This window comes from Streptosporangium carneum (assembly GCF_027922005.1).
Classification (GTDB): Bacteria; Actinomycetota; Actinomycetes; order Streptosporangiales; family Streptosporangiaceae; genus Streptosporangium; species Streptosporangium carneum.
This window is the reverse complement of the sequence record NZ_BSEV01000017.1, coordinates 18700-34946: the sequence shown is the minus strand read 5'-3', so window position 1 is coordinate 34946 and position 16247 is coordinate 18700. Positions and strand designations below refer to the sequence as shown.

Genomic DNA, 16247 nt, shown 5'->3' with positions numbered 1-16247 from the left:
CAGATGACCTGGTACGTGGCCCGACGCCTGGCGATCTCCTTCCTCGTTCTGCTCGGGATCTCCGCGGTCGTGTTCTTCCTCCTGCACCTCGTCTCGGACAGCCCGGGGCGCGTCGTCCTGGGACAGCGCGCCTCGCCCGAGGCGGTGGCGGCCTTCAACCAGGAACACGGCTTCGACCGGCCGGTCGTCGCGCAGTACGTCGGCTACCTCGACCAGCTCGCGCACGGAGACCTGGGCAGGTCCTACAAACTGAACGAGGACGTGGGGACCCTGCTGTGGCAGAACGCCGGTCGCAGCGCGATGCTCTCGGCGGCAGGCCTGGTCCTGGCGCTGCTGATCGCCGTCCCGCTCGGCATCCTGCAGGCTGTCAGACGCAACAGGTTCGTCGACCGGGCCGCCACCGCGGCGTCGTACGTGCTCTACGCGACACCGTCGTTCCTGCTCGGGCTGATACTGATCGCCGTCTTCAGCCAGGCCCTGCCCATCTTCCCGGCCGAGGCGTCCCAGTCGCACTCCCCGTGGGTGGTCTTCACCGATCCGCGGGCCATGGCACTGCCCGTCATCACGCTCGCCGTCACCAGCGTCGCGATCTTCTCCCAGTATCAGCGCTCCTCCGCCCTGGACCAGCTCGGTCAGGACTACATCAGGGTCGCGCGGGCCAAGGGACTCCCGGAGCGGCTGATCTTGACACGCCACCTGTTGCGCAACGCCTGTCTGCCGCTGATCACGCTGGTCGGCACGCTCGTCCCCACGCTCCTGGCGGGCAACCTGATCGTCGAGTCGCTCTTCAACTACCCCGGCCTGGGCCTGTTGTTCCTCAACAGCCTGCAACGCGAGGACTATCCGGTGCTTCTCGCCTACACCCTCATCGGCGGCGTCCTGACCGTGGCCGGCAACTTCGTCGCCGACCTCGTGGTCGCGGTCGCCGACCGCCGAATCGAGCTGAGCAAATGACCTCACGAGACATGGACGCCATGACCACCGCGACGGATGCCGCAGCGGACACCGCGACGGATGCGGCAGCCCGGGCCGAGGCCGAGATCACGACGGCGAGGAACCCGGTCTCGGCGCGGTCGGCGCTGCGCTGGCTGCGGCGGAACCCGCTCGGCCTCACCGGCGGGCTGCTCCTGGTGCTCATCGCCGGGTTCTGCTTCCTCGGCCCGCTGCTGTACCACACCAACCAGACCGAGGTGGACCTGGTCAACGCGGCCCTGCCCCCCGGCCCCGGATATCCGCTCGGGACGGACACCAACGGGTTCGACGTGCTGGGCCGGCTGATGGAAGGCGGTCAGGTGTCCCTGCAGATCGGGCTCCTCGCCGCGCTCTTCGCGACCACGATCGGCACCGTCTACGGCGCCGTCGCCGGACTCGCCGGGGGAGTGGTCGACGGGTTCCTGATGCGACTGGTCGACATCATGCTGTCGGTGCCCTTCCTGTTCTTCGTCCTGATCCTGTCGGCGCGCTTCCACGCGAACGCCCTGTCGCTGAGTCTCGTCATCGGCGGGTTCTCCTGGCTCGTCTCCGCCCGGCTGGTCCGCGGTGAGGTCCTGACGCTGCGGGTACGGGAGTTCGTGCTGGCCGCACGGGTGATGGGCGCGTCCCGCCGGCGGCTCATCCTCACCCACCTGATCCCGAACGCGCTCGGCGTGATCATCGTCAACATCACCTTCCAGGTCGCCGACGCGGTCCTCGTCGTCGCCGCCCTGGGATTCCTGGGCTTCGGCCTGACGTACCCCACCGCGGACTGGGGCAGTCAGCTCGCCAGCGGCGTCACCTACATCTCCGCCGACTACTGGTGGCTGATCTACCCCGTCGGTGGCTGCATCATCCTCACGGTGCTGGCGCTCAACCTGCTCGCGGACGCGCTCCGGGACGCGGTCGGGCGACGGGCCGACTGAGGAACGGTGAACGTCAGTGGAGCCCGATCTGTGCGCCGCGACGGACACGGGTGCGAGGAATTGTCGGGTCCGCCCAACACGGGCGAATGCCGGTGGGGCATCTTCGACCCACGTCGCGGAGGCCTCGACCACGCACCGTTCTCGCGTCCTCACCCCTCCGCGCATCTTCACCCCACATGTAGGGAGCCATCAATGACGCACGTGTCCGGTAAGCGGCGAGGACGCCTCTCCGTGGCGCTCGCCGCCGTGGTCGCGGTGCTCGCCACCGCGTGCACCGGCGGCGGAGGCGCGACGAAGGACGTCGCCGACAGCTACAAGGCCCAGCCGAAACAGTCGGGCAACCCCAAGGACGGCGGGACGGCCACAGTCGCGTTGACCCCGGGACTCAGCCCCAACTACATCTATCCCTATCCGCCGGCGTCCGCCAACGGGACCGTCATCGCCCGTGGGCTGATGTGGCGTTCCCTCTACCGGCCCAGCGGAGAGGGCGACCAGATCGTGGACGCCGAGCTGAGCCTGGCCCAGGCCCCCGCCTACAGCCCCGACCGCAAGACCGTGACCATCAAGATGAAGGACTACAAGTGGTCCAACGGCACTCCGGTCACGGCCGGCGATGTCGTCTTCTCCCTCGCCCTGCTCAAGGCCGCACTCGCGGAGAGCCCGGCAAACTGGAGCTTCTACACCCCGGGGCAGTTCCCCGACGGAGTCACGGCGGAAGCCGCCGCGCCGGACACGCTCACCCTCAAGCTGGAGACCGCGTACAACCCGTCGTACCTGCTGTCCATGCTGACGCTGCTGTACGTGATGCCCTCCACGGAGTGGAACATCGCCCGCTCTGGGGGGCCGCACCTGGACTACGCGAAGCCGAAGAACGCGACGGCGATCTACAAGTACCTCACGAAGGAGTCCGAGTCCCAGTCCACGTTCGCCAGCAACCCGCTCTGGCAGGTGGTCAACGGCCCGTACCGCCTCAAGAGCTTCGACTCGACGACCGGTTCGTTCTCGCTGGCCCCCAACGAGTCCTACAGCGGACCGGGTGATTCGCGGCTCGACCAGATCGACTTCAAGGCCTTCACCTCCGCCGCCGCGGTGCTCAACCAGTTCAAGGCCGGCACCCTGACCGTCGGCACGCTGGACTCCAGCTTCATCACCCAGATCGACGCGCTGAAGGCCAAGGGATACAACGTCTACGGCGCCCCCGCGCCTGCCCGGTTCGACGCGCTGACCATCAACTTCAAGAACACCGTCGACAACTTCGACAAGGTCGTCTCGCAGCCGTACGTCCGGCAGGCCCTGCAGCGCCTGATCGACCAGCAGGGGTACATCGACAGCAGGGGCATCTACAACGGCGCAGGCTCCCTGAACTACAGCACGGCGGGCAGCGGCTCCCCCTACCCGCCCGGGTTCGGCGACAGGCCGCCCTACCCGCACGACCCCGCCGCCGCCGAGAAGCTGCTCACCGACAACGGCTGGAAGGTGGTGCCGGACGGCTCCACCACCTGCGTGCGCCCCGGCACCGGGCCCGGCGAGTGCGGCGCCGGCATTCCGCAGGGGCAGAAGATCAGCTTCACCCTGGCCTCCGCGAACACCCCGGCGTACGTCGGCGCCCGCGACATCGCGTTCGCGTCGGCGGCCAAGAAGCTCGGCGTCGAGGTCAAGATCGTGAGCAAGGCGCTCAACTACATGTACGCCAACTACGGAAACACCTTCGCGCCCGCCACCAAGAACGAGTGGGCGATGCAGGACTTCGGGCCCCTGTATCTGGCGGCCGGGTACCCGAGCAGCAACACGGTGTTCAACACGGAGGGCAGCTTCAACCTGGGCAGCTACCAGAACGCCGAGGTGGACAAGCTGATCAACGCCTCGACGTTCGGAGCGGACGAGAAGGTCCTCTCGACCGAGGTGACCCGCCTCGCCGAGGACCTGCCCGTGCTCTTCTTCCCGACCCCCCACACCCTGGTCGTGTGGAAGAACACCCTGTCCGGTCCGCAGTCGTCGTTCAACGCCCTGCTCAGCTTCCTGTACACCCCGGAGCTGTGGTACTTCCACAACTAGTTCGGCTGCCGGCCGGCTCGTGGCCCGCACGGCCATCGAGCCGACCGGCATCCAGGAGGACACATGCCCATCCCCGGCGTGAACACGTTCGCCCGGCCGCTCCGCCGAATCGACCCGGAGGCCGCCGACCTCGACGATCTCGAGACGGTGCGTGACCTGGTCGGCGACGCGCGGGTGGTGGCCCTCGGCGAGGGGGCGCACAACATCACCGAGTTCTACGGGCTCAAGGACCGGCTGTTCCGGATCCTCGTCAGGGAGCTCGGGTTCACAGGCTTCGTGATGGAGTCCGGTTTCGCCGAGGGACTGGCCGTCAACGAGTGGATCCATGGGGGAGCGGGGCAGGTCGAGGCGGTCGCCCGCGACGGCATCACCTACCGGTTCGGCGAGTGCGAGCCGATGCGGCGGCAGCTGCGCTGGATGCGCCGCTGGAACTCCGAGAGCCCGACGAAGGTCAACTTCTACGGGATGGACCTGCCCGGCTCGTCCACGTCACCCGGCCCTGCGGTACGCGCCTGCCTCGCCCGGATGCCGAGGCTCCCGGGCGACGAGGAGCTTCTTCGCCTGAGCGACCTGGGAGGCCGGACGGAGGCGGCGGTCCGCTACGGGGCCATGCCCGTCGCCGATCGTGCCCGGCTGCTCGAGGGGCTCCGCGAGCTGGGGGAGCGCGCGCTCCTGTTCGGCGACGAGGTCGTGCGCCGGTGCGCGGCCTCGCTCCATGCGTTCGTCGAGGAGCTGGACGCACCCCCGGCGGGGCCGTACCCGCGGGAGGCGTTCATGGCGGAGACCGTGAGCTGGATCCTCGAGCGAGAACAGCGCGTCGTCGTGAGCGCCCACAACGCGCACGTCCGACGTTCGCCGTTCCTGGACCGGCCGACGATGGGCGGCCTGCTCGCCCCCTCACTGGGAGCCGACCTCGTCGTCGTCGGGATGACCTACGGCTCCGGTCCGGAGGTCCGGTTCACGCAGCGCTCCCCGCGCCCGTTCGACTGTGACGTCTCCCTCGGAACGCGGACCCTGCCGTCGAACTGCATCGAGTCGCGGCTGGACCGCATCGGTCCGCCCGCGGCCGTCGTCGACCTCCACCGTGCGCCGAGCGAGCTCCTCGACGGCGTCGCCGGCACGCTCGCCAACGGCGGTCTCGACCCCGTCGAGGACTTCCCGGCGGCCTACGACGCGCTCGTCCACCTTCGCCAGGTCACCCGGGTCCCCGGCGCGTTCGAGCGGCTCCGCGCGGAGTTCGAGGCGGCCGCGGGGCCAGACGTGAAGCAGTCCGCACAGCTTGAGGAGCCGGAGTCACCGTGACCTTTCCCTACCCGCCCACCCGCACCGTCGAGGTCTTCGAGGACGTCGCGGGCGTCCGTGTGCCGGATCCGTACCGCTGGCTGGAGCAGGAAACCCATGAGGTGCGGCGATGGCAGCGGCGACAGGCCGAGCTCGCCACCGCCGTCATCCACGACGGACAGGACCCGGGGGCCGTTCGGGACCTGATCCGGGCCTACGACAGCGGGTCCCGTCCCGCTCTGCCGAGATTCGCAGCCGGCCGCTGGTTCCGCGCCGTGACCCCGCCGGACGGCGTGGCGCCCATGGTGGTCGTCGCCGACCAGCCGTTCGGCGACGGACGGCCGGTGATCGACCTGGCCGAGTTCGGCAGCGAGGAGAGCCCGGCGTTCCTGTCCTGGTTGGCGCCGGCGCCGGACGGCCGCGTCCTGGCCGTGGGCGTCTGCGTCGACGGCAGCGAGCACAACACCGTCCGGCTCGTCGAGGTGGCCTCGGGGCGGGTGCTCGACGGCGCGCCGACGCAGGTCCTGCACAGCGCGTGGGCCGGCGGTGTCTCGTGGCTGCCCGACAGCAGCGGTTTCTACTTCTTCGCCCTCACCGGCTCACCGCAGGAGTTCCGGCAGGAGGTGTTCCTGCACCGGCTCGGCACGTCGCCCGGGGACACCACCGTGGAACCGATCCCGGTCGGAGAAGGCTCCCGGGAGTACACGCTCGTCCAGATCTCGCCGGACGGCCGGTGGGCCGTCGCCAGCCATCGGGTGGGCAGTCCGATCCCTGTCGCGGTTCGCGACCTGTCCGAGCCCGGGACGGCGTGGCGTCCCTTCGTCACCGACTGCCCCGGAACGATCGCAGGCCACATCGTCGGCGACCGCTACATCGCCGTGACCGACGTCGCAGCCCCTCGCGGGCGAGTGGTGGCCATCCCGCTCGACGCGGCGAACCCCAACGACCCAGCGGGGTGGACCGAGCTCGTCCCGGAAGGCGACACGGTGCTGCGATCCCTCTGCCCGGTCGGTGAACACCTGTACCTCGGCGAGTTCGACCAGACGTTCGCCAGAGTCCGGATCATCGATCGCGCGGGCGCCGTCACCGGCGAGGTCCCCCTCCCAGGGCGCGGGGCGCTCGCCGCCCCCTTCTTCGCGCTGACCGCCCTGGCCGTCGGCGCTCCCGCGGACGACTTCGTCTTCGCCTTCTCCACACTGACCAGCTCCTGGGGCGTCTACCGGCACCGCCCCGGCGAGACGCAGCTCGAGACGCTGTCGGCCCCGACGGTCACCCTCGACGCCGAGTTGGAAGCGGGGTGGGCCGTCGCGCCTGACGGCGTCGCGGTTCCCTACCATGTGGTGCGCCCGTCCTGCGGCGACCCGACGCGTGCGGCGCCGACACTGATCTCCGCGTACGGCGCGGCGAACGTGCCCCTCCTGCCCCAGTACCAGCCGGACATGGCCGCCTTCGTCGCCGCCGGCGGCGTCCTCGTCCAGGCGTACCTGCGCGGAGGCGGTGAGTTCGGGCGGGACTGGTACCAGGCCGCGCATCGGGAGAGGCGGCACGTTCGCGACGCCGACCTCGTCGCGGTCGCCGAGCACCTCATCGCCAAGGGCCTCACGACCGCCGACCGGCTCGCGCTGACCGGCGGGTCCGACGGAGGCCTCATGTGCGGAGTCGCCGTCACCACACGGCCCGACCTGTGGCGTGCCGTGCTGCCGCGGGAGCCGCTGCTGGATCTCATCGGCGGCATCCGGGACCCCTACCTCGACTTCGTCATCCGCAAGGCCTGGGCGGACCCGGACGATCCGGCGGAGGTCCGCCGGCTCCTCCGGCTGTCGCCGTACCAGCTGGTCAGCCCCGGCGTCTTTCCGGCGGTCTACATCCAGGCCGGGGCGACCGACCCACGCTGCCGGCCCTGGCACGCGCGCAAGTTCGCCGCACGGATGCAGGCCGCCCAGGAGGGAGAGGAGCCGATCCTGCTGCATGTCTTCGACAACGCGGGCCACGGCGCGGCGACCCCCCATGACGTCGCGGTCGCGCAGGACACCGAATGGCTGGCGTTCCTGATCAGGACACTCGGCCTGCGGGGCTGTCTCAGTCGTCCGGGGCCGACCTGATGGACATCAGGCGCAGCTGCAGCATGGCCGACAGGCGCGCGTTCGGGTCCTTGAGGTCGATGCGGCCGACCTCGGCCGCGCGGCGCAGCCGGTAGCGGAACGTGTTGGGGTGCACGTACATCGCGGCGGAGGCCACCGCGACGTCGCCGAAGGCGTCGAGCCAGGCGCGCAGCGTCTCGATCAGACTGCTCTGGTTCTCCCTGTCGTAGGCGACGATGCGCGCGATGGAGCCGCTGGGGATGTCTCCGCGCGGAACGAGATCGGCGAGCTCGAGCAACAGGGCCTCGACGTGGACGTCGTCCAGGAGGGCCACCTGCTGCCCGGCGGCCCCGGACCGCAGGGTGCGCAGCGCTCGTTCGGCTCCCGAGCGTGATCGAGCGAGTGCCGAGCTGTCCATGGCGAGCTGTCCCACCCCGACCAGGGGACGCAGGCGGGAACCGACGCGAGCCAGGAACTCGGTGGCGATCCAGACCGCGCGTTCCTCGGCGTCCTGCCGGTTCTGCGGAAGGGGGAGGATGCCGTAGGCGACGTCGCCGATCAGCGCCGCGGCGGCGCGCGGGTGCACGGCGGACAGGTGCATGGCGAACGCGTCGGCGAGCCGCTTCCGCTCGGTGGCGAGCTGCGCCGGCAGGGGATGGTGGGTCGTCGAACCGACGACGGTGAGCGCGAGGACGACCGCGGGCTCGTCCTTCAGACCGAGGCGGCGAACCGCCTCGAGCGATCCCGGTCCGCTTTCGAGGGCGGTGCTCAGCAGCTCCGCCCGCAGCCGTCGCTCCATGTCCGTGTCGGCACGCTGCCACACCATGTGCATCGCGACGAGCTTGGACGCCTCGTAGAGCGCCTGGCTGCGTTCCTCGTTCAGGGGCTCGGGAACGACCACCCAGATCGTGCCGAGGATCTCGTCCCCGGCGCGCACCGCGATCGCCGCGCGGGGCAGCTCGGGTGGCTGCAACGTGTCGTCCGTCTCGGGCAGAGGCGCCACGAAAACGGGTCTGTCGCTGCGATAGATCGCCTGGAACACCCCGCGCTCCTCCAGGATGCGGGTGTAGTGCTCCGGGACCTGCCGGCCGAGGATCGTCTGGACCCGCGACGGGTCCACCTCCTCCTGCCGGCTGGAGAAGGCCAGCAGACGCGAGTTGCGGTCCTCGATGGTGACGGGGGCGTCGAGCAGTGCGGCGATGGCGTTGGCGACCGCGAAGAGATCACCGGACCGGATCCGGCCGAACATGGGGGCATCGGTGTCGTACAGGCCGTTCTCGGCGGTCAACGCCCTGAGCATCCCCGCCAGGTGCGTCCACGACGCGCCGCGGGCGAACGCGAGGACCGCCACACCCGAGTCGCGTGCCGCTGCGACGAGCTGTTCGTCGGGCACGACAGGCGCGCGGACCACCAGCCCGGCGGCGTCGTGCCGTCCGAGCTGGGTCACGACCCGCGCGATGTCGGCGGGGTCGTGCAGGCCGACGCCCATCACCAGCGCGTCGCTCGGCAGCTCCGGCTCGTCGAGCGGGTCGTAGATGACCACGCCGCCGATGTCGCGGGCACGCTCGACGTCGCCGCAGACCACGTCGAGCAGCGTGGTGCCGAGTTCCTCCAGGACGCGCCCGAGGCTGGCTCGCGGAAGACTGGTCACAGGGTCAAGCACGCCCCTGAAGTTAGCGCAGCGCGGGTGCGTCGCCCTTCGTTCTGCATGACGAAATGATGCCGCCCCGTTCGTCGGACGGGACATCCCTCACCGGGAAAGAACGGGTACCCATTTCGTCATGACCGTGACGGCGTCCAGGACGTCCGGGATCGGGGTGACGCCGAGCCCCGGCCCGGTCGGCACGGCGAGGTGGCCGTTCTCGAGGCGGAACGGCGGCGTGATGTCGGTCCGGTAGTAACGGTCGGACGCCGAGGTGTCGCCGGGCAGGAGGAACCCGGGCAGCGCGGCGAGCGCGACGTTGGCGGCGCGCCCCAGTCCCGTCTCGAGCATGCCGCCGCACCAGACCGGGACATCGTGCGCCGCGCAGACGTCGTGGATCCGCCTGGCTTCGAGGTAACCGCCCACGCGACCGGGCTTGATGTTCACCACCTGGCAGGCCCCGAGCGCGATCGCGTCGGCGGCGGCGCGAGCGGAGAGGATCGATTCGTCGAGACAGATCGGTGTGGTGATCCGCGTGGCGAGCTCCGCGTGTCCGACGAGGTCGTCCTCCGCCAGCGGCTGTTCCATCAGCAGGAGGTCGAACGGGTCGAGCCGGGCCAGGTGCCGGGCGTCGCCACGCCGGTAGGCGGTGTTGGCGTCGACCTGCAGCAGGATGTCGCCGAACCGTTCGCGCACGGCGCGGACCGGCTCGACGTCCCAGCCGGGCTCGATCTTCAGCTTGATCCGCAGGTAGCCCGCCTCCAGATACGCGGCGACCGCGTCGAGCAGCGCGGGGATCGACTCCGTGATCCCTACGGACACCCCGCACGGCACGGTGTCGCGAACGGCGCCGAGGGCGTGACCGAGGGCGACGCCGCGGGCGCGAAGATCCGCGTCCAGAACCGCCATCTCCAGCGCGGCCTTGGCCGTGCGGTGGCCCTTGAACGGAGCCAGGGCCGGGGCGACCTTGTGCGCGTTCAGGTCCGTCACCCCGGCCAACGCCGGGATCAGGAAACGGCTCAGGACGTCGGCGGAGGCGTGGGTGTACTCCGAGGAGTACAGGGGCGCCGTTCCCGCGCCGCATTCGCCCCATCCCTCGGCCTCGTCGGTGACGACGCGCAGCAGCAGCGCCTCTCGCACGGTCTCCGTGCCGAACGACGTCCGGAAGGGCGACACGAGCGGCATCTCGATGATGCGGATCTCGACTCCGGTGATCTTCACTCTGTCTCCTGCCTGTCCACGATGTACCAGCCCGCGCGGTCGAAGCCGCGTACCCGCGCGCCCCCTGTGAGCAGCTCGCCGAGAACCTCCCGTACCGCCTTGCGCCACTCCGCGGCGCAGGCCGGGTCGCTCTCCCGCATGGCCTCGATGTCGGCGGGGACGCCGACGAGCACGGTGCTTGAGCCGGCGCGTCCGGCGACCGGCCCGCCCACGGCGGAGACGCTCAACGCCACGGCCGCGCCCCTCGCACGAGCAGCCTCCGCGTCGGTCAGCCTGGGCCGGCCGTCGCAGGCCGCCTCGACGTCGGGCGACTCCAGTCGCCACCGGACCAGAACCCGGTCGGTGTCGTCGCTGCGGTTGATGTCGTCGTCCATCGGACCGTAGAAGTTCGGCAGGTACTCGGCCGGATCGGCGGCCAGCTTGGCGATGTTGAAGTACGCGTTGCGACGTATCAAGGGGTCGTACGTCCAGCAGATCTCGCTGATGCCGCGCGGCATCGCCCAGGCACGTTGGTGCAGCTTCAGCGCGAAACCGACGTTGCGTCCCTGCATGCGCGCCAGCACCCCGGCGATGTGACTGAACAGGGTCTCGCGCGCCGGCGGGGAGAAGAAGCCGAAGCAGGCGCCCACCAGCTCGCCCTCGTCGAAGGCGCCGCTCACGTAGCTGCCCGCCTTCGTCATCGCGCGCAGCAGGTCGGCCGTCACCGGAGGGTTGTTCTCGCCGGTGCGCCAGATGTGCTCGTACAGGCGGCGGACGGCCTCGAGCTCGCTGACGCTGTCCAGGAGGCGGATGTCGATGCCCGCGGTGTGCGCGGCGGCCTCGGCCACGGCGCACGCCGCGTCGACGGGCTGGGGCCCGCGACGGTCGCGGATGAGATCGGTCACGTCAGTCATGGTTTCAGCCAGTCCCGTCCCGTAGCTGGTCCGAGGGCACGGGACGACGAGGCCCGTTTCGTTCGGACGGACAACCCTCCGCCGCCAGCAGTTCGGCGACCAGCGCGGTGAGCAGCCGCGTCCGCTTCGGCAGCTCCGCTGTGAGCACGTGCTCGTCGTCGGCGTGCGCACCGCCGCCGACCGCCCCCAGTCCGTCGAGGGTGGGCGTGCCGGCACCCGCGGTGAAGTTCCCGTCGGAGGCTCCGCCGACGGCGATCGAGGCGAGCGGGCCGACCCCGAGGTCGTCCGCGAGCCTGCGCGCCCGTTCGAAGAGGTCCTTCGACGCCGCGGCCGGAAGTGGCGGCCGATTCGGGCCGCCCCTGACCTCCACGCCGGCGCCGGGCAGCTTCGGCCGCAGACCCCGCATCGCCGCGTGGACGCGGTGCTGCTCGGCGGCTTCCCACACCCGGACGTCGACCTCGAAGCGTGCCGATCCGGGAACGGTGTTCACCGTGGTGCCCGCTTCCAGGCGGGTCGGCGTGACGGTCGTGCCCAGCGCGGGGTCTCCCAGCTCTGCCACGGCCATGACCTGGCGGGCCGCCTCGACCGTTGCGTTCACGCCGCGCTCCGGCTCCAGGCCGGCGTGCGCGGCCCGCCCCCGCACCAGCACCTCGTAGCGCGACACGCCCTTGCGTTCGGTCTTCAAGGCCCCGCCAGGCCCGGCGGCCTCCAGGACCAGCGCGGCCGCGCACTGTCGCGCCTCGTTCTCGATGAGCTCCCGCGACGAGGGTGACCCCGGCTCCTCGTCACCGGTGATGAGGAGGGTCACGCCGTCCAGGTCGTCCAGCGCCGCCAAAGCGTGGAACGCCATCACCAGCCCCGCCTTCATGTCGAAGCATCCCGGTCCGCGCAGCACCCCGTCGCGGATCTCGAACGGGCGCCTGTCCAGCGAGCCGATCGGCCACACCGTGTCGTGGTGACCGATCAGCAGCACCCGTGGTTCGCGGCCGAAGCGCCAACGGACATGGGTGCACCCGTCGATGACGACGCGCTCCGCCTCGGCTCCCAGGCGCCGGCCGCCGACCTCGGCGACCGTCTCCGCGCTGCGGGCGACCGCGGCCAGATCGTCGGACGGGGACTCGCAGCACACGAGCCGTTCGATGTCGGCGATCATCGCAGCTTCGCGCGCTCGTCCGTGGTTCGCGGGCGGCGCGCCGGCCCGTCGCGGATCCCGGTTCGCCACGGCGCGGCGTTCTGTCACAGTGGACACCTCCAATCGGCACACCGCTCAAGCATCGTGAGCCGCACCGCGAGCGAACTTGTCCTGTCGGCCAACATCGGTGCGCGAAGTTGGGACGCGGCGATGAAAACGAGCCTCTGCCACGGTCGGCGAAGCCGTCGGCGCCTACGAAGAGACCATGCTCCCCCGTGCGACGGACGCGGCCCGGATCCTCGAGAACGGCGCCGAGGCCTTCCTCGAGCGACACGACAGCGGTGAGGTCGCAGAACTCGGCCCGCCCCGGCACTGACCGGTCGACAGACACCGCCCCTGCCCGGACACCCGACCGCTCCCGACGCCGAGCCGTCTGGGAAAGTGTCATCGCGCGCCGGTGGCGCACCGAGCCGGCGCTGTCCCCACTCACAGCGCCGGCTGGGCTTGGGCGCGTCAGGGAGCCACCGGGCCTCCGGCGATCGCGTCGCGGCAGAGCAGGCACCCGGCGTCAGGGCAGCGGGTGATGTCCTGGTCGGCGGCGATGGCGGCTGTCGCGGCGGAGAGGACCCGCCGCACCGGGTAGGCGCGCCAGCGCGAGGCGCCCACGACGGCGGTCCGGGCGAGGGGCCTGAGGACCGGTTCCAGCTGCGGGAACCCTTCGGAGCAGGAGCCGACCTCGACCATGCGGACCTCGCCGTCCTCGTCGCGCGCCCACCTGCGGAACAGGCGGCGGCCTGACCGCTGTTCGGCCAGGTGCAGCGCCGTCATGCGGTTGAGGCCCACGCCGACAAGCAGGATCGCGCCGTCGCGGTCGGCCAGCTCGCGGACGGGCCCGTACACGTCGTCGGGGCTTTGAGCGCCGACGAGCTCGGCCGCCTGCGGTCCGACGGCGGCGAAGGAGTTGAGCGGATGCCTGCCGCGTACGGCGCCGACGCGTCCGATGAGCACTGCGGGAAGCACGCCCAGATGCGGGTTGATCAGTCCGCAGTCGACACTGTAGGCGGCCCCCTCCGAAAGGGCGGTCTCGGAGGGCGGGGCGGCGTGGTCGAGGCCGTTGCGCGCCGGCCGCATGTCGACGGGGGCGGGCAGGCCGAACTGGGGCTCGGTGAAGGCGGGCGCCATCACGGTGCATCTGCGCTTCAGCAGTGCGTCCAGCAGGGTGTCGGCGCCGCCGTCGAGGGTCGTCCCGAAGGACCGCAACGAGGTGTGCAGCATGACCGGGCGGTCCGCCAGGCGCAGGTCGTCAACGGCGGCGATGAGGTGTTCGGCGAGGAGCATGTGGACCTCCAGGTGGTCAGGCAAGATGGTCGGCGTCGACGACGCGGCCCTGCAGGAGCTCGCTCAGTGCCCACCGGGTCGCCTCGGTTTCGGGGTGGTCGTCGCCCATGGTCCGGCCGCGAAGCTCCAGGACGTTCCGGTAGCCGGATTCCGCCTCGGACCAGCGGCCTTGGCGGGCGATCGTCCACGCGAGCTCGTGCCGGGCGAGCAGGACGTGGGGATGGTCGGTCTCGAGCACCTGGCGCAGACGGAGAAGGTCGCGGTACATCGCCTCGGCTTCAGCCCACTTGCCCTGCTTGGCGGTGATCCAGGCGAGGTCATGCTCGGTCTGCAGGGTTTGGGGATGATCATTGCCGAGGACGCGCCGCCGGTCCCGCAGGACGTTCCGGAAGGCGGACAGGGCCTCGGCGAGATGGCCCTGCCGGGCGATCGCCCAGGCCAGCTCGTGATGCGTGGTGAGGGTGGCGGGCTCGTCGGGGCCCAGATAGCGCAGGCTGTCGCGGAGGGTGTCCCGGTAGCGTCGCTCGGCCTCCGCCCACCTGCCCAGGCAGGTGGCGATCCACGCGAACTCGTGGCGGCTGGAGATGGTGTCGGGGTGAAACTCTCCGAGCGTGCGCAGCCGGACGTCGAGGATGTTTCGGTAGATGGCCTCTGCCCTGGCCGGATCCCCTCCGTCGGCGACCGTCCAGGCGAGGTAGTGCCACGCGCGCAGCGCCGCGGGATGCTCCTCGCCCAGCGCCGCACGGTGTGTCAGGGCGGCCTCGCACAGGATGCCGGCGGCCCTCCCGGCGCCGCTGCCGATGAAGGCTCTGGCCGTGACGCCCGCGGCGTCCACGAGCAGGGCGAGGTGCTCCCGGTCCACGTGTTCGGCGGCGTTGTCGAGCAGGGCCAGCAGGTGCTGGCTGAGCATCCGGTACCGGGGCCAGTGGTCTGGCAGGTCGAAGCGGAGCTCCCGCAACGCGCCGACCAGTCGCTCGACCGCGATGTGCCGGACCTCCGGTCCCTCGAGGTGGGCACGGTTGGTGTCGGTGACGACGGGGTGGAGTGTGATCTCGGCGGGACTCTTCTGGATCAGTCCTACGCCTCTCAGCCCGTCCAGAGCCTCCTCCATGCCGGTCATGGAGAGGATGCGCGTCGGAATCGACGTGGGGGCGTAGCAGCTGGCCAGCCGCAGCAGCTTCCGGGCCTGGGGGATGCCGTGGCGGGCCAGTCCGTCCAGGGAGATCTCCGCGGTGCGGGACACCACGGTCCCCTCGGCGCTGCCGAGCGCGTGGGCGTATTCGGCGAAGGTCGGCCACTGCGCGGCCTCGGAGCCCAGGTAGGTCCCGGCCAGGTGGAGGGTGAGCGGGAGCCCGTCGAGACGGCGTGCCAGAGCCCGGGCCTCGGCCTCGTCCCCCGCCTCCGGTGCGAGATCGCGCAGGACCTGGGCGGCGTCGGTCATGCTCAGGCGGTCGACCGTGAAGAGCCGCGCCGCTCCCCACATGCGCGGGTCGGTCTCCCGGCTGGTCACCACGACCAGGCCGCGCCGCGACGCGCGCGCCCAGCCTAGGCCGTCCTGCACCCCCGCCGGCGAGTCCGTCGCGGCGAGCACCCAGGGGTTGTCGGCGTTGTCGAGGACGAGCAGCCACTCCTGGGGCGCGTTTTCCAGCAGGCGCCAGAGCCGGTCCGGAGAGCCGGCCGCCCCCTTGGCGATCGATTCGACGTCGGTGGGGGACCCGCCTAGTTCCCGCGCCACCTCGGCCAAGCCCGCGGAGAACCCGGCCAGGTCGGCGGCGGGGACCCACCACGTCTGCCGCTCCCGGCTCCGCGCCCGCGCGGTCAGGGCCTCGGCCAGTGCGGACTTGCCCGCGCCGCCCACCCCGACGAGCACGGCGGGGCCGTCTCCGGGACGGCGCGCCAGCGTCATCAGCTCCTCCAGCAGGTCGCGGCGTCCTCGGAGCTCCACCTGTGGGCCTCGCACTGCGGCAGGGGCGAGATCCCCCGTCTCCACGATGTCGACCTCCCGGTCGATCCACGCCCTCAGGTCGTCCAGGCCGCGCTGGAGATCGAAGGGCGGAAGCGCTCCGGCGGCGCGGGCGCGCCGGTAGACCTCGGCGAACGTGAGCGGAATCGGCTCCTCCTCGTGGTTCATGGGGCAGGCTCCTGTCCTTCTTCGTCGTCGATGAACGGCACCAGATGGCCGACGGTGGCTCTCAGTTGCCTGCGTGCCTCCCGTAGGTGACCGCGGACAGTGCTCGGCGCCAGCCCGAGATGCTCGGCGACGCGCTCGGTGGTCCACGACTCGCCCCAGATCAGGGCCGCGACCCTTCGCCGTGTCGGCGGCATCGCTTCGATCACCCTCCAACAGCTCGCCAGGGCGATCGCGAGCTCGGCACGCTCGCCGGTGTCGTCGGGCCGAGAGCACGGGTGGGGGAGGTCGGCGGCCGGGTCGACCATTCTCTGCTTCCTCCCCAGGTCGATCGCCTTGTTACTGAGCACCCGGAACAGCCACCTTCTGCGCCTGGCAGGGTCGTATCGGCTGATCTCATGCCAATTGCGGATCACCTCGTGAAAGGTCGTGTGCACCAGATCCCGCGCCTCGGACGTACGGCCCGGTGAGATCGAGCAGGCGCGCTTGTACAGATTTTCGGCCTCCTGCCGGTAGAGGTCCTCCACCTGTTCGACTTGCTCCTTGGTGAGTCGCTGCCTGGGCTCGGGGGGCTCCAC

12 protein-coding genes are annotated in these 16247 nt (G+C 71.0%); 5 read left to right on the top strand and 7 right to left on the bottom strand.

Annotation, left to right across the window (positions count from 1 at the left end; genetic code table 11):
• The first annotated feature begins 3 nt into the window (after positions 1-3).
• The 5 genes from PKF00_RS29105 to PKF00_RS29085 all read left to right on the top strand — a co-directional run bounded on the left by PKF00_RS29105 (position 4) and on the right by PKF00_RS29085 (position 7336).
• Positions 4-954 carry an ABC transporter permease gene (locus PKF00_RS29105; protein ID WP_271220859.1) on the top strand — a complete coding sequence of 317 codons (951 nt, stop codon included), beginning with the start codon at positions 4-6 and terminating at the stop codon, positions 952-954.
• Positions 951-1898 carry an ABC transporter permease gene (locus PKF00_RS29100; RefSeq protein WP_271220858.1) on the top strand — a complete coding sequence of 316 codons (948 nt, stop codon included), beginning with the start codon at positions 951-953 and terminating at the stop codon, positions 1896-1898. The genes PKF00_RS29105 and PKF00_RS29100 overlap by 4 nt, the downstream gene beginning before the upstream one ends.
• Before the next feature lie 192 nt (positions 1899-2090).
• Positions 2091-3953: an ABC transporter substrate-binding protein gene (locus PKF00_RS29095; protein ID WP_271220857.1), complete on the top strand. Its 1863-nt coding sequence runs from the start codon at positions 2091-2093 to the stop codon at positions 3951-3953.
• Between the two features lie 63 nt (positions 3954-4016).
• Entirely contained in the window at positions 4017-5255 is a 1239-nt protein-coding gene (locus PKF00_RS29090; protein WP_271220856.1) for an erythromycin esterase family protein, read from the top strand.
• Positions 5252-7336 (top strand): prolyl oligopeptidase family serine peptidase, encoded by a 2085-nt coding sequence (locus tag PKF00_RS29085; protein WP_271220855.1) that lies wholly within the window; start codon positions 5252-5254, stop codon positions 7334-7336. Before PKF00_RS29090 ends, PKF00_RS29085 begins: the two co-directional genes overlap by 4 nt.
• On the opposite strand, the gene PKF00_RS29080 is transcribed toward PKF00_RS29085, so the two are convergent.
• From PKF00_RS29080 to PKF00_RS29050, 7 genes are all read right to left on the bottom strand, one after another.
• Positions 7314-8978 carry a PucR family transcriptional regulator gene (locus PKF00_RS29080; protein ID WP_271220854.1) on the bottom strand — a complete coding sequence of 555 codons (1665 nt, stop codon included), beginning with the start codon at positions 8976-8978 and terminating at the stop codon, positions 7314-7316. The two genes, PKF00_RS29085 and PKF00_RS29080, sit on opposite strands and share 23 nt — an antisense overlap.
• An 87-nt stretch (positions 8979-9065) precedes the next feature.
• A complete protein-coding gene (gene menC, locus PKF00_RS29075; RefSeq protein WP_271220853.1) occupies positions 9066-10178 on the bottom strand; it encodes an o-succinylbenzoate synthase in 1113 nt (370 codons plus the stop codon).
• Entirely contained in the window at positions 10175-11062 is an 888-nt protein-coding gene (locus PKF00_RS29070) for a GNAT family N-acetyltransferase (RefSeq protein WP_271220852.1), read from the bottom strand. The genes menC and PKF00_RS29070 overlap by 4 nt, the downstream gene beginning before the upstream one ends.
• Positions 11063-11075: 13 nt before the next feature.
• Positions 11076-12224 (bottom strand): M20 family metallopeptidase, encoded by a 1149-nt coding sequence (locus tag PKF00_RS29065; RefSeq protein ID WP_271220851.1) that lies wholly within the window; start codon positions 12222-12224, stop codon positions 11076-11078.
• 492 nt (positions 12225-12716) lie between these two features.
• The gene (locus tag PKF00_RS29060) at positions 12717-13565 is read right to left on the bottom strand and encodes an AAC(3) family N-acetyltransferase (protein ID WP_271220850.1); all 849 of its coding nucleotides are present in this window, start codon (positions 13563-13565) and stop codon (positions 12717-12719) included.
• Complete coding sequence (locus PKF00_RS29055; RefSeq protein ID WP_271220849.1) at positions 13558-15672, bottom strand: tetratricopeptide repeat protein; 2115 nt, start codon at positions 15670-15672, stop codon at positions 13558-13560. The genes PKF00_RS29060 and PKF00_RS29055 overlap by 8 nt, the downstream gene beginning before the upstream one ends.
• Positions 15669-16247 carry an RNA polymerase sigma factor gene (locus tag PKF00_RS29050; protein ID WP_271220848.1) on the bottom strand — a complete coding sequence of 193 codons (579 nt, stop codon included), beginning with the start codon at positions 16245-16247 and terminating at the stop codon, positions 15669-15671. The genes PKF00_RS29055 and PKF00_RS29050 overlap by 4 nt, the downstream gene beginning before the upstream one ends.

Coding starts and splice junctions, on each gene's coding strand:
- PKF00_RS29105 (WP_271220859.1), top strand. CDS start 4: ATGACCTGGTACGTGGCCCGACGCCTGGCGATCTCCTTCCTCGTTCTG.
- PKF00_RS29100 (WP_271220858.1), top strand. CDS start 951: ATGACCTCACGAGACATGGACGCCATGACCACCGCGACGGATGCCGCA.
- PKF00_RS29095 (WP_271220857.1), top strand. CDS start 2,091: ATGACGCACGTGTCCGGTAAGCGGCGAGGACGCCTCTCCGTGGCGCTC.
- PKF00_RS29090 (WP_271220856.1), top strand. CDS start 4,017: ATGCCCATCCCCGGCGTGAACACGTTCGCCCGGCCGCTCCGCCGAATC.
- PKF00_RS29065 (WP_271220851.1), bottom strand. CDS start 12,224: ATGATCGCCGACATCGAACGGCTCGTGTGCTGCGAGTCCCCGTCCGAC.
- PKF00_RS29055 (WP_271220849.1), bottom strand. CDS start 15,672: ATGAACCACGAGGAGGAGCCGATTCCGCTCACGTTCGCCGAGGTCTAC.